General features: G+C 61.9%; 14 protein-coding genes. 6 read left to right on the top strand and 8 right to left on the bottom strand.

Annotation, left to right across the window (positions count from 1 at the left end; genetic code table 11):
• Positions 1 to 63 precede the first annotated feature (63 nt).
• Genes SM764_RS05970 through SM764_RS05980 form a run of 3 tightly spaced genes read right to left on the bottom strand, consistent with a single transcriptional unit; the run spans position 64 to position 2590 of the window.
• Positions 64 to 1038: a threonine ammonia-lyase gene (locus SM764_RS05970; RefSeq protein ID WP_369001279.1), complete on the bottom strand. Its 975-nt coding sequence runs from the start codon at positions 1036 to 1038 to the stop codon at positions 64 to 66.
• Positions 1038 to 1871, bottom strand: a complete 834-nt coding sequence (locus tag SM764_RS05975; protein ID WP_369001280.1) for an alpha/beta fold hydrolase — start codon at positions 1869 to 1871, stop codon at positions 1038 to 1040. Before SM764_RS05975 ends, SM764_RS05970 begins: the two co-directional genes overlap by 1 nt.
• A gap of 32 nt (positions 1872 to 1903) precedes the next feature.
• The gene (locus SM764_RS05980; protein WP_369001282.1) at positions 1904 to 2590 is read right to left on the bottom strand and encodes a haloacid dehalogenase type II; all 687 of its coding nucleotides are present in this window, start codon (positions 2588 to 2590) and stop codon (positions 1904 to 1906) included.
• 197 nt (positions 2591 to 2787) lie between these two features.
• Between SM764_RS05980 and SM764_RS05985 the strand changes: the two genes are divergently transcribed.
• The 3 genes from SM764_RS05985 to SM764_RS05995 all read left to right on the top strand — a co-directional run bounded on the left by SM764_RS05985 (position 2788) and on the right by SM764_RS05995 (position 5302).
• Complete coding sequence (locus tag SM764_RS05985) at positions 2788 to 3216, top strand: FKBP-type peptidyl-prolyl cis-trans isomerase (protein ID WP_065272312.1); 429 nt, start codon at positions 2788 to 2790, stop codon at positions 3214 to 3216.
• Between the two features lie 342 nt (positions 3217 to 3558).
• Entirely contained in the window at positions 3559 to 4626 is a 1068-nt protein-coding gene (locus SM764_RS05990; RefSeq protein WP_369001283.1) for an NAD(P)H-dependent flavin oxidoreductase, read from the top strand.
• 64 nt (positions 4627 to 4690) lie between these two features.
• Positions 4691 to 5302, top strand: a complete 612-nt coding sequence (locus tag SM764_RS05995) for a hypothetical protein (RefSeq protein ID WP_065272314.1) — start codon at positions 4691 to 4693, stop codon at positions 5300 to 5302.
• A gap of 92 nt (positions 5303 to 5394) precedes the next feature.
• Here SM764_RS05995 and SM764_RS06000 read toward each other — a convergent pair whose 3' ends face one another.
• Both SM764_RS06000 and fabB read right to left on the bottom strand, forming a co-directional pair.
• Positions 5395 to 6186, bottom strand: a complete 792-nt coding sequence (locus SM764_RS06000; RefSeq protein ID WP_065272315.1) for an enoyl-ACP reductase FabI — start codon at positions 6184 to 6186, stop codon at positions 5395 to 5397.
• A gap of 7 nt (positions 6187 to 6193) precedes the next feature.
• The gene (fabB, locus tag SM764_RS06005; RefSeq protein WP_369001284.1) at positions 6194 to 7423 is read right to left on the bottom strand and encodes a beta-ketoacyl-ACP synthase I; all 1230 of its coding nucleotides are present in this window, start codon (positions 7421 to 7423) and stop codon (positions 6194 to 6196) included.
• A gap of 166 nt (positions 7424 to 7589) precedes the next feature.
• Here fabB and SM764_RS06010 point away from each other — a divergent pair, with 166 nt between their 5' ends.
• Positions 7590 to 8921 (top strand): hypothetical protein, encoded by a 1332-nt coding sequence (locus tag SM764_RS06010; RefSeq protein WP_369001285.1) that lies wholly within the window; start codon positions 7590 to 7592, stop codon positions 8919 to 8921.
• A gap of 135 nt (positions 8922 to 9056) precedes the next feature.
• On the opposite strand, the gene fabA is transcribed toward SM764_RS06010, so the two are convergent.
• Positions 9057 to 9566: a bifunctional 3-hydroxydecanoyl-ACP dehydratase/trans-2-decenoyl-ACP isomerase gene (gene fabA / locus SM764_RS06015; RefSeq protein ID WP_065272318.1), complete on the bottom strand. Its 510-nt coding sequence runs from the start codon at positions 9564 to 9566 to the stop codon at positions 9057 to 9059.
• A gap of 212 nt (positions 9567 to 9778) precedes the next feature.
• On the opposite strand from fabA, the gene irrA reads away from it, so the two are divergent.
• The gene (gene irrA / locus SM764_RS06020) at positions 9779 to 10207 is read left to right on the top strand and encodes an iron response transcriptional regulator IrrA (protein ID WP_274830553.1); all 429 of its coding nucleotides are present in this window, start codon (positions 9779 to 9781) and stop codon (positions 10205 to 10207) included.
• On the opposite strand, the gene SM764_RS06025 is transcribed toward irrA, so the two are convergent.
• Positions 10198 to 11124 (bottom strand): LysR family transcriptional regulator, encoded by a 927-nt coding sequence (locus tag SM764_RS06025; protein WP_369001286.1) that lies wholly within the window; start codon positions 11122 to 11124, stop codon positions 10198 to 10200. The genes irrA and SM764_RS06025 overlap by 10 nt on opposite strands.
• A gap of 95 nt (positions 11125 to 11219) precedes the next feature.
• Here SM764_RS06025 and SM764_RS06030 point away from each other — a divergent pair, with 95 nt between their 5' ends.
• Positions 11220 to 12017, top strand: a complete 798-nt coding sequence (locus tag SM764_RS06030) for a phytanoyl-CoA dioxygenase family protein (RefSeq protein ID WP_065272321.1) — start codon at positions 11220 to 11222, stop codon at positions 12015 to 12017.
• Positions 12018 to 12062: 45 nt separating this feature from the next.
• On the opposite strand, the gene SM764_RS06035 is transcribed toward SM764_RS06030, so the two are convergent.
• Positions 12063 to 12932, bottom strand: a complete 870-nt coding sequence (locus SM764_RS06035) for a glycosyltransferase family protein (RefSeq protein WP_065273686.1) — start codon at positions 12930 to 12932, stop codon at positions 12063 to 12065.
• Between the last annotated feature and the right edge of the window lie 69 nt (positions 12933 to 13001).

Consider the following 13001-nt stretch of genomic DNA (forward strand, 5'->3'; position numbering starts at 1 on the left):
GCGCACCATATCCGCGAAGGCACGGGAAGGTAAAGCAAAGGTCGGGGAGCGACGGGTGCCGCCTTAGGCGTGCTGCTCCAGTGCGCGGATGAACATCGCAGGATCCACATTGCCGCCGGTGGCCACCGCGATCACCGCATCGCCTTGGATCTCATCCCCGTGGAACAGGGCCGCGGCAAGGGCAGCAGCGCCGCCCGGCTCGACAACGATCTTCAGCCGCAGGAAGGCCAGCGCCATGGCGTGCAGGGCTTCGTCCTCGGTGATGACAATGCCGGGGCCGCAAAGCCGCGACAGGATGGGAAAGGTGATTTCCCCCGGTGCAGGGGTCAGGATGGCATCGCAGATGGAGCCGGAGGTGGCGGGATTGCTTTCGACCTGCCCACTTGAGAGTGACCGGGCCACGTCGTCAAAGCCTTCGGGTTCGGCGGGGCGCACCCGCAGACCGGGCGCCCGCGCCTCAAGCGCCAGCGCCACGCCGCCGGTCAGACCGCCGCCACCGCAGCAGACCAGTACATCGCCCGAGGTGACGCCTTCGGCAGCGGCCTGCTCTGCGATCTCCAGACCAACGGTGCCCTGACCCGCGATCACCTGCGGGTCGTCATAGGGTTTGACCAGCGTCAGGCCGCGGGTCTTCTCGTAATGCGCGCCGATTTCCTCGCGGCTTTCGCCTGCGCGGTCATAAAGCACCACCTCGGCGCCAAGGGCGCGGGTGTTGTCGATCTTCAGCTGCGGGGCATCAGAGGGCATGATGATCACGGCAGGGACGCCATGGGCCTGCGCTGCCGCCGCCACGCCCTGCGCATGGTTGCCGCTGGAATAGGCCAGCACGCCGCGCTTGCGGGTCTCGTCGTCCATCGCCGAAAGCGCAGCCCAGCCGCCCCGGAACTTGAACGATCCAGTGTGTTGCAGGCATTCGGGTTTGACCAGCAGGCGACGCCCCGCAACCTCGTCGAGGAAGGGCGAGGATAGCAGCGGTGTCTTGCGGGCGTGGCCATCAAGCCGCCGGGCAGCGGCTTCGATCATGGAAATGGAAGTCATCAAATCTGGTCCAATACGGAATGAATAAGGGTGAGGGCAGCCGGTTCGTCCAGAAACGGGACATGGCCGCGATTGTCCAGCTCTACCGCCTGCAGGGCAGGCAGGCGGCGCTGCATTTCAAGATAGGTCTCATGGCTAAGCACATCGGAATTGGCGCCCCGGATCACGCCGCAGGGCAGCCCCTCGAGCGCCATGAACAGCGCCCAAAGATCGGGGGGCGGGCCAGCCTTGGCCTGCTCAAGCAGCGCATCGCGCAGGCGTGGATCATAGCGCAGGGAAAGGCCATCCGGCGTTTCGTCGTAGAAGACCTCGACCTCCTCGCGCCAGCGGGCGGGCGGCGCGTCGGGGAAGGCGGGTGCCATCAAAGCCGCCAGAGTTTGCGCAGCCTTATCATAGGTTTTTGCAGCGGGGCGGCGACCGACGTATTCCATGATGCGGGCAATGCCACCTTGAGGGATTTCCGGTCCCACATCGTTCAGCACCACGGCGCTAAGGCGGTCCTTTGCGGTGGCGGCCAGCACCATGGCCACCATTCCCCCACGTGAGGTGCCGAGGATCGCGGCCTGTTCCAGGCCCAGGTGATCCATCAGTTCGGTCACATCCTGCGCCTCGCGCATGACGTTGTAATTGGCAATCTCAGGATCGAGGTCCGATTGCCCGCGCCCGCGCGCATCCAGCGTGATCATCCGGTAGCGTGCGCCATGCGGTGCAAAATACCGAAAGTCCTGCCCATCTCGGGTCAGACCCGGCAGGCAGATCAGCGGCAGGGCCTGACCCTGCGCGCTGTCGGTGTAGTGGAGCGACAGCCCATCCGAAGTGGTGAAATTTGGCATCGGTGCGATGTGCTCCTTTGGGATTGAGGGGATCAGCCCTTGGCGATGTCCGGGATCGTGGTGAGATCATTCAGCACGTGCTGCGGCGTCCAGGGCAGGCGGTCCATCGGCTCTCCGGCGCGGTTGACCCAGACGGTTTCGAAGCCGTAACCGCTGGCCGCCGCCGCGTCCCAGCCGTTGGAAGAGACGAAGAGGACCTCGGACGATGCGCAGTCAAAGCGTTTGCCGACCAGATCGTAGACGCTGGAATGCGGCTTGAAGACGCCGACGCTTTCGACCGACAGGAGATCGTCCAGAACCGTGCCCACTCCGGCGGATTGCACGCATCCTTCAAGCATGCCTGGCGAGCCGTTGGACAGGATGGCCGTGTTGAAACCGGCCTCTTTCAGCGCGGTGAGCATGGCGGGCACCTCGGGGTAGGCTTGAAGTTCCCAGTAGAGCGCCAGCAGACGCTCGCGCAGGGCGTCATCTCCGGCCAGACCGGCGGCCTCCAGCGACCAGTCCAGCCCGTTCTGGGTGACCTCCCAGAAATCGGTATGGGCGCCTGTCACCGCACGCAGCCAGGTATATTGGATCTGCTTCTGGCGCCAGTTCGCGGCCAGAGTTGCCCAAGTGCCCTGAAGCTGCGGGAAGTCCGGCTCGGCCGCGGCCTGCCGGGCGGCGGCGGCAACATCGAACAGGGTGCCATAGGCGTCGAATACACAGGTGGTGATGGGCATGGGGTCCTCCGTTGCCGCGACTTTGTCATAGGAGGCAGCTTGGAACAAAGCGGGAAGTTGTACCTGTCACAATTGCGCGAGGGTGCCCGGATGGCGGTCAAATATTGTCTCTGCTGCGGTCCGGGCCGTGGGTTTACATCACAAACAGGTCCTGTAGGGTCCGGCCCTTTAGATTCTGAACACGAACTGGAGGTCACATGACCGAGGTAAAGAATGGCGACACCGTGCGCATCCACTACACGGGCCGACTGACGGATGGGACCGTCTTTGACAGCTCCGAAGGGCGTGATCCGCTGGAGTTCACCGTTGGCGCCGGTCACGTGATCGGCGGCATGGATGCCGGTCTGCCGGGCATGGTCGCGGGCGACAAGAAGACGCTCGAGATCGCCTGTGATGACGCATACGGTCCGTCCAACCCTGACGCACGTCAGGCGATCCCGCGCGAAGGTATTCCGGATGACATTCCGCTGGAGCCGGGCACGCAGCTGCAGATGCAGACCCCGGAAGGCCAGGTCCTGCCGGTAACCGTGGTCGAAGCGGACGAAGCGACGGTTACGCTTGATGCCAACCATCCGCTGGCGGGCAAGGATTTGATTTTCGATATCGAGCTGGTGTCGATCAACTGATCTGCGAATTATTCTGCAAGGCGGGGTTCTCCCGCCCGAAAAGGCCGGATCCCAGATCCGGCCTTTTCCGTTGGGCCCGTTCCGTCGGAGTGGCGCCGCTGCGCGGCGCGAAGGACGGCTGAGAGGCGCCAAAGGGAGGGCTTTGCCCCTCCTTTGGGCGCCAGAGCCAGTTTGTGTGCGGCCAGAGCCGCCTCAAGGGCAAGCCGCACCTAGGGTGCGGCGGCTGCGCCGCCCTTGACCCGGCTCCGGCCAAAGGGGGGATGGGCGTTTCGCTTTCTCTACTTGCATGGGCATGAAACTGCGGCTTTGCTGGCCGAGGGGCAAAACAGGGAGACATATGGCATGGCTGCAACGGAGCTTATCCGGGCACTGGACCTTGAGGTGCCGATCTTTCAGGCGCCGATGGCGGGGGTCAGCTCTCCTGCCATGGCGGCGGCGGTCAGCAATGCAGGCGGGCTTGGCGCGCTGGGCATCGGCGCCTCTGGAGTGGCGCAAGCGCGGGAGATGATCCGCCAGACGCGGGCGCTGACTGCGCGGCCATTCAACGTCAATGTTTTCTGCCACCAGCCCGCTGTGACGGATCCGGCGCGGGAGGCGGCCTGGCTGGATCTGCTCGCCCCGGTCTTTGCCCGGTTCGATGCGGAGGCGCCCGCGGCCTTGAGCGAAATATATACCAGCTTTGTGGTGGACCGGGACATGCAGGAGATGCTGCTGGCAGAGCGCCCGGCGGTGGTCAGCTTTCATTTCGGCCTGCCTGCGCCGGATGTGATGCTGGCACTGAAAGAGGCGGGTATCTTTTTGATGGCGAGCGCCACTTCGTTGGCGGAGGCGCGTGCGATCCGTGACGCCGGGGTGCAGGCGGTGGTGGCGCAGGGCTGGGAGGCGGGCGGTCATCGCGGTATCTTCGACCCCGCAGCCCCGGATGAAAGGTTGAGTGCCCTTGATCTGACGCGGCTGCTGGTGGCGGAGCTTGATCTGCCGGTGGTCACCGCAGGCGGGTTGATGACGGGGGGCGATATCGCAGCGGCGCTGCGTTTGGGGGCGTCTGCAGCACAGCTGGGCACCGCCTTCATCGATTGTAGCGAGAGCCTGGCTGATGGCGCGTACCGCGCCCGGCTGCATTCGAAAGCGGCAGAGGCCACGCAGATGACAGCGGCGATTTCAGGCCGCCCGGCCCGTTGCCTCGCCAACGATTTCACCGCATGGGCGACAGAGCACGCAGGCGCGGCTGTTCCGGACTATCCGATCGCCTATGATGCGGGAAAGGCGCTGAATGCGGCGGCTAAATCGGCCGGGGCCTCTGGGTTTGGCGCGCAATGGGCAGGCCAAGGCGCGCCGCGCGTCCGCAGCGGTTCGGCGTCGGATATCATGGCAGCGCTGATTGCCGAATGGCGCGCGGCCACGGCATAGTTCCGCGAGGGCGAAACAGAGCGCGGTCCGCGCGCCGGTGTAACGAGCAGATGGAGGGTATGAGATGAGCACGCGAATGGAGGATCTGCTGGCCCGGATGCGGGAGCTGCAGGACGAGCTGGAGGATGAAATCGCCGACAAGCGCGCCGCGTTTCAGTACAAGCTGGAGAACGGCCGCATCGTCTGGGAGGAAGAGGCCCGCCGTCGTCACCGGGCATTGCGGGTGCGCTGGCTACGCTTTCTTGCCTACACACGGCCGATGGTGCTGATCACCGCGCCTTTCATCTATGCGCTGATCGTGCCCTTCGTGCTGCTGGACCTCTTCGTGCTTGTCTATCAGGCCGCCTGTTTCCCGGTTTACGGTATCCCCAAGGTGCCGAGGCGCGATTTTATCCGGATGGACCGGCACCATCTGGCCTATCTCAACGGGGTGCAGAAACTGAATTGCATCTACTGCGGGTATTGCAACGGGGTGATCGCCTGGGTGCGTGAAGTTGCCAGCCGCACCGAAGCCTATTGGTGCCCGATCAAGCATGCCGCGCGGGTTGCAGGGGCCCACGCGCGCTATGCCGAGTTTTCCGAATTCGGAGATGGCGAGGGGTTCGAGGCAGGATTGGCGCGCTCCCGCCGCAAGGTTCAGGAGAAGGATGGCCCGGACGAGGCTGACGGAGGGTGAGCCGTTTGGGATCGCGACTGCCATAAAAGGAAAACGGGCGTCCGGTGAGGGCGCCCGTTTTTCCATTTTGAAGTATGCAGCTTGCGGAAAACTTAGAGGTTTTCCTGCTGCGGCATACCAAGGATATGAAAGCCGCCATCGACACGGATGACCTCACCCGTTGTATAGGCGCCCGCATCCGAGGCCAGATAGACGGCGGTGCCGCCCACGGCCTCCAGCGTTGCGTTTGACCGCAAGGGCGCGTTCTGTTCGGTGTGCTTGTAGGTCTTGCGCGCCCCGCCAATAGCGGCGCCGGCGAGGGTCTTCATCGGGCCGGGAGAGATCGCGTTGACGCGGATGCCATCGGGGCCAAGGTCATTGGCCAGATAGCGGGTGGCGCTTTCCAGTGCGGCCTTGGCAACGCCCATCACGTTGTAGTTCGGGGTCACCCGGTTGGAGCCGCCATAGGTTAGCGTCAGCAAGGTGCCACCGTTCTCCTCCATCATCGGATAGGCGCGGCGCGCCACCTCGATGAAGGAATAGGCGGAGATATCCATCGAGTTCTTGAAGTTCGCACGGCTGGTGTTGATGAACCGGCCGGTCAGCTCTGTCTTGTCCGAATAGGCAATCGCGTGCACCACAAAATCGATCGTCGGCCAGCGCGCTGCCAGCTGTTCGAATGCGGTGTCGAGCGAGGCATCGTCGGTCACATCCACATCAACCATGAAATCGCTGCCGACAGAGGCCGCGAGCGGTTCCAGCCGCTTGCCAAAGGCTTCACCCTGATAGGTGAAGGCCAGCTCGGCTCCGGCCTCGTGCATCGCCTTGGCGATGCCCCAGGCGATGGAACGTTCGTTGGCCACGCCCATGATCAGGCCCCGTTTGCCGGTCAAAACTCCAGACATGACGTGCTTATCCCTTGTACTTGCTCAGAACCATGGAGCCGTTAGTGCCCCCAAACCCAAAACTGTTGGTCATCACGCTGTCCAGACCGGCGTTCTCCACATAGGAGGTGGCGATTTCGCCCTCTTCGATGCCTTCGGACAGGGTTTCGACGTTGATCGACGGGGTGATGAAATCGTTTTCCAGCATCAGAAGACAGAAGATCGCCTCCATCGCTCCGGCAGCACCCTGGGCGTGGCCGGTCATCGACTTGGTCGAGGAAATCGGCGGGACTTGGCCTGCGCCAAAGACGCGGCGGGCGGCTTCGACTTCGCCGAGGTCGCCAACCGGGGTCGAGGTGCCATGGGCGTTGATGTAGGAGACCTTGCGGTCCTCGGGCAGGGTGGACAGGGCCAGACGCATGGCGCGCTCGCCGCCTTCACCGCTGGGGGCCACCATGTCGTGCCCGTCCGAGGTTGCGGCAAAACCGGTGACCTCGGCATAGATCTTGGCGCCGCGGGCCAGCGCGTGATCCAGATCTTCCAGCACCACGATGCCGCCGCCGCCGGTGATAACGAAACCATCGCGGTTCTGGTCAAAGGCGCGCGAGGCCTTTTCGGGCGTGTCATTGTATTTCGAGGACATCGCTCCCATCGCGTCGAACAGGCAGGACAGGGTCCAGTCCAGCTCTTCGGCGCCACCGGCGAACATCACGTCCTGCTTGCCCATCATGATCTGCTCCGCGGCGCTGCCGATGCAGTGCAGCGAGGTCGAGCAGGCCGAGGTGATGGAATAGTTGATGCCCTTGATCTTGAACGCGGTCGACAGGTTCGCGGAGATCGTGGACGACATGCATTTCGGCACCGCGAAGGGCCCGATCCGCTTGGTCGCGCCGGTTTTCAGAACGGTCTGATGCGCGGCCAGCAGGGACGAGGTCGACGGTCCGCCGGACCCTGCAATGAGACCGGTGCGGTCGTTGACGATCTGATCTTCGGACAGGCCGGAATCAGCGATCGCCTGTTGCATGGCGATATGGGCATAGGCAGCCCCTGGCCCCATGAAGCGCAGGGTGCGCTTGTCCACATGTTCGGCAGGATCGATTTTCAGCGTGCCGGCCACCTGGCTGCGAAAGCCGTGTTCGGCCATTTCGGGGCTGGCTACGATACCGGATTTCCCGGCCTTGAGCGATGCAAGAACCTCTTCGGCTGTGTTGCCGATCGAGGAGACGATGCCAAGACCGGTGACGACGACGCGACGCATAGGTGCACTCCCTTAATAGCTTTTGCCTTACTAGGCCGTGCAGGGCATGGGTGCAAGATGGGTTGGGCGTTGGTTGTCGGACCGTGCAAGAAGCGCGCAGTGCAACCCCTGTGTGCGGTGTTGCTGTTAGTTGCTATGATTGCGTGCATGATATATGTGCGAAATCATGCAATTGAGAGACATATCATTAAGTGATTTGCGCGTGAACCGCGCGAACGATAGGCACGGCGAGCTGGAAAACGAGACAGCTGCGATTGCTTGGCTGTTCAACATGCGAGAATCCCACATGCGTAATCTCGCCAAAGACATCGTTGAGCAGGGCACAATCTATGAGCCGCCACTTGTTTCTGCCGAGAATGGAGTGTTCACGGTTTTTGACGGCAATAGGCGGGTCACTTGCCTTAAACTGCTCTTTGAACCGTCTCGCGCACCGACTACTCAGCTCCAAGATTTTTTCTCCGAACTCAGGAAAAAATGGGTTGGCCCATTCCCTGAGAAAGTCACGTGCCATGTAGAGAATGACCGTGACAGACTGGACAGTATTCTTTTCAGGCGACACACGGGCTCACAAAATGGTGTCGGGCAGTTTACGTGGGACGACCGTATGAAGAACAACTTTGTCCAGCGAACCGGACAAGGCGGGGGATTCAACGTAGCTGATGAAATTGAACAAAGGCTGACGAGTGCCGGGTTGCTTCCCGAACGTCGCCAAATTCCGCGTTCCACCATGAACCGCCTCCTTTCAGCCGAAGCATTTAGAAACAGACTTGGATTCAGCGTTCGAAAGAAAAAGTTTGAATATACGCATAATGAAGAAAAGGTCCTGTCTGCACTGGCTCGTGTTGCGGAGGATTTGGCCAATCGAAAGGTTGTTCTAGGTGATCTTTGGGATGTGGATGGAAAAAGGGCGTATTTGGATAGGCTTGAGGTGGAGGGAGTTTTGCCCACGGTAGCTGATGCGTTGTCGACAGAAGGAAAAACACCCCCGCCGTCCGCGCCCCCGCCGCCCCCGAAGCCGAAGCCATTGCCCAGTCCAAAACCGAGCCCTGTGCCAAAACCCTCCATGAGAAACACGCTTATTCCGCAAAAGGAGTACGGCATTGTCTGGCCGGGGCGACTTCAACGGCACCATGAGATTTGGGAGGAATTGCAGTTTGGTCTTGACTTAGGAAAGCACCGCAATGCGATCTCGGTTCTATTCCGAGTGCTTCTTGAGATCTCAATTGAGAATTACGTGACTCAACATAGCGTGGATGTCCATCAAAACGATAAATTGTCGCTGAGAGTAAGGAAGGTGGGGCAACACCTATTTGACCAAAGCAAAATTGACAAAAAGCAATTGGATGCAACGAAGAAATTTGGGCAAATGGACCAGCTTGTTTCAGCGGATACGCTTAACCGTTATGTGCATTCCCCCGACTTTGCGCCGTCAGACAAACACCTAATGGCGATGTGGGATAGTATGGCAGATTTCATCGTTCGCTGTCTGGAAGCTTGAGTGTGGTCTTGATGGATTGAGGGAACTGGCTTCGAGTTGTCCCTGCGCTCTTCACTCTTGGAACAACAAAAAGAGGCCCCGTGGGGCCTCCTGATCTTCTAACCTGATTGTGACTGGGGTCAGCCGTCGCGGGCCTCAGCCCTCGCTCAGAACCACCCGCATGTCCTTGACCTGATAGATCTCTTCGCCATCGGCCTCCACCGTGCCGTCGGCAACGCCCATGGTCAGGCGGCGGGTCTGCATCGCCTTTTTGAAATCCACCTTGTAGGTCAGCATCTTGCGGTCGGGGCGGACCATGCCGGTTAGCTTCACTTCGCCGACGCCCACGGCCATGCCGCGGCCCTTCCAGCCGCGCCAGCCGAGGTTAAAGCCGGTGAGCTGCCACAGCCCGTCCAGACCCAGACAACCGGGCATGATCGGGTTGCCGGGGAAGTGGCATTCGAAGAACCACAGGTCCGGGGTGATGTCGAATTCCGCAAGGATGTGGCCTTTGCCGTGGCTGCCGCCGTCGGCGCTCACTTCGGTGATGCGGTCCATCATCAGCATCGGCGGCGCGGGCAGCTGGGCATTGCCCGGGCCGAACAGCTCGCCTCGGGCGCATTTCAGCAAATCTTCTTTGTCAAAGCTGCTCGGGTAGTCGGCCATACTGGCGGTGCTCCTGCTGAGGTGTCTGTTTTCAATCTGGCCTCCTGTAGCATCGGCCCTGCGGGTCCTGCAAGGGTTCTGCATCTGTCCCGTCCATGTGCTGCGGGGGCTTTGCGCGGGGCGCGGTGCAAGACGCCGCAGGGGAATCCATTTGAAAATCCCCCCCCGTTGCCCCTATATATACGGTCAGCAACGCGAGGCAGGATCTGCACATGACGCCAAACAGCGAAGATCTGGCAACCAACTGGCTGGGACAGGCCGGTCTGCGCCCGACCCGGCAACGGGTGGCGCTGGCTGAACTGCTGGTCGGGGATGGCAAGCATCGCCATGTCACCGCCGAAAGCCTGTTCGAAGCCGCCAAGGACAAGGGTGCGGCCGTGTCGCTGGCCACCGTCTACAACACGTTGCGCGCTTTTTGCGAGGCGGGCGTGCTGCAGGAGATCACGGTGGACGGGTCGAAAAGCTATTTCGACACCAACACCCATGACCACCCGCATTACTACTGGGAGCAGGAAGGCCGCGTCAGCGATGCGCCCTCGGATCAGCTGGTGATCCAGCGCCTGCCCGAGGCGCCCGAAGGCATGGAAATCGCATCGGTCGATGTAGTGGTCCGCTTGCGCAAGAAGGCCGATCACGGCTGATCTTCTGATTCTCTCTCCGTAGCGTCCTTTTTGAAAGCCTGTGTCAGCGCAGCCATCGCCCGCGCGGTGAGCGAGTGCGGCGCCGGGTCCGCGTGGCAGGTCAACACGACCGGCTCCACCGCCTGCGGCGCGGCCAGCGGGCGGGCGATCAGTGGCAGTCCTTCATAGCTGTGATCCGATTGCGGCAGGCTGTAGGCCAGCCCGATGCCTTCGCCGCTGGCGGCTAGGCTGCGCAGGAGTTCCAGAGAGGCGGCGCGACGGGCGATGGCGGGCACCAGCCCTGCGCCGCGAAACAGCCGCATCATATGAGCAATCGACAAGCCTTCGCGCGACAGGATCAGCGGCTCGGTAGCAAGGTCGCTGAGGCTGACCTCAGCCCGGGCGGCCAGCGCATGATCCGGCGGCATCAGCGCCTGTGGCGTGACGCGATAAAGCTCCTGCCGGGTAAAGCTGGAATCAAGCCCCAGATCCCAGGTCAGCGCCAGATCGCAGGCGCCGGACAGCTGCGCTGCGATCAGATCCTCGAAATCGCTCTCCAACAGGTCCAGCTCCACCCCCGGCAGGGTCTGGCGCAGCACCCGCAGGGCGCGCGGCAGCAGAAAAGGCGCAAGATCACGGAAACATCCGAGCACCAGCCGTCCCTGCGGTGCAGCACCGGTGCCCGCGTGTTCCAGCCGCGCGGCCTCCGACAACAGCGCCTCGGCTGCGGTGACAAACTCGCGCCCTTGCGGCGTCAGGGCCAGCGCCGCGCCTTTTCTGCGCAGGAACAATACCCGGCCCAGATGTGCCTCGATCCGGGCCAGCGCGGCGGACAGGGCGGGCTGGCTGACATGCAGCGCCGACGCCGCACCCGACAGGCTGCCGTGGCGGGCGATGGCGGTGACATATTCATAGTGGCGCAGAGTGAGGTATAACATGTTCCGAAGGGTATATTAGAAAGATATGATTTGAAATTATGTTCTGGCCAGATCAACTTTACCAGCAGCAAGACGTCCAATAAGGGAGACGAAAGATGGTGCATCCGCTGATCACCGAAGAGCAGGTCGAAGCCTACCAGCGCGACGGGGTGGTGATGATCAAGGGCCTGTTCAAGGATCAGGTCGATCTGCTGCGAAAGGGGGTAGAGGCCAATATGGCAGAGCCGGGCCCCTATGCCTCCAACAACGAAAAGAAGGGCCAGACCGGGCGTTTCTTTGACGACTACTGCAACTGGACGCGAATTTCCGAGTTTGACGAAGCGATCAAGGCCTCGCCAGTGGCCGAGGTTGCCGCCGATCTGATGCGCTCTGACCGGGTGCAGATGTTCCACGATCACGTGCTGGTCAAGGAACCGGGCACCTCGATGGCGACGCCCTGGCACCAGGATGGTCCCTATTACTTTGTCGAGGGCCAGCAGACGATCAGTTTCTGGTCGCCGCTTGATCCCGTGCGGGAGGCATCGCTGCGCTGCGTTGCCGGATCGCATGCCTGGGAAAAGGAAGTGCTGCCCACCCGCTGGGTCTCGGAAGAGGGGTTCTTTGCCGACGAGGGCCAGTACATGCCGGTGCCCGATCCCGATGCCGAAGGCATGCGGGTCATGGAGTGGGAGATGGAGCCGGGCGACGCCGTGGCCTTCAACTATCGCACGCTGCATGGTGCGCGCGGTAATACCGCAGATCAGCGCCGCCGTGCCTTTTCCCTGCGGCTGGTGGGCGACGATGCACGTTATGTCGAACGCCCCGGCCCGACCTCACCGCCGTTTCCGGGGCATGACATGCAGCCGGGCCAGCGCCTGCGCGAGGATTGGTTCCCGGTGCTGTTGCAGCGGTAAGCGGCTGCTATTAAGGCGGGGCAGGGGGTGCCGGGGAAACCGGCCTCAGAACCACTGCCCCGGCTCCATCAACCCCAGATCCAGTAACTGGCGCGAATGCCATTCGAACGGAGTGGAATTGTGCCAGCGGAAGCTGTGGATATCGAACGAAGAGCCGGGATTGCGTTTCAGCGCCTTGGCGGTGCGGAAGGAACAGATGGCTGCCGTCAGGTTGTGATGCCAGGGGCAGGAATAGGTGTTGTATTCGTCGATATTGAAAGTGTGGTTCGGCTGTAACTCCAGGTCGGGTCTGGCCCGGAACAGAGAGATCCGGTCGATCTTGCGACTGGCCTGCGGGATGTGTTCCTCGTGGCGCCAGCGCACACCGCCGAAAAAGTCGAGCTGTCGCTCCTCGGGGCTGCTTTTGGCACCAATGTAACGGGACTGCGCATAGTATCCCGATTTATCCAGATAGGCATTGGCCAGCGACACGGCGTTGGGGTGAGCCTCAAGATCACCTGCATAGAGGTCGATCACATAGGTCAGCATCGCCGCGCGCTTTTCCTCTGTGTGAAAGGTCAGCATTTCCGCGACAGTCCGCGTTTCGCAAAACGGGAAGAACAGGTATTCCGCGTTGTAGCAGTAGTAGAGCCAGCATCCGGGGCTTGCGGTGCGGATCACCTTGTTGATTGCGGCAAAGACGGTTTCGGGCACGCTGCAGTCAAACGGCACCCGGTGCACCCGGTTTTTCACATCCCCCGGCAGGTCAAAGGCATCGGGGATCAGGGCGATCACCTCGGCGAAGCCGCTTTGCAGGTGGTGGCGCAGGGTGGTGCCGATTTCCACGTCATCTTCGAAAAAGATCAGCGCGACGGGCCCCTTGATCAGCAGCGCCGACTGCTGCTCAAGAAAATCGTCGAGGGAAGAATACATCACTGCGGTCTGCTCCTGCCTTTCTGGCATTTGCTCCCAAAATCGGGTAAGTGCGCCTGCATTGCAAGCGGC

This window comes from Pseudophaeobacter sp. 1A16562 (assembly GCF_041008785.1).
GTDB classification, from domain to species: domain Bacteria; phylum Pseudomonadota; class Alphaproteobacteria; order Rhodobacterales; family Rhodobacteraceae; genus Phycobacter; species Phycobacter gallaeciensis_A.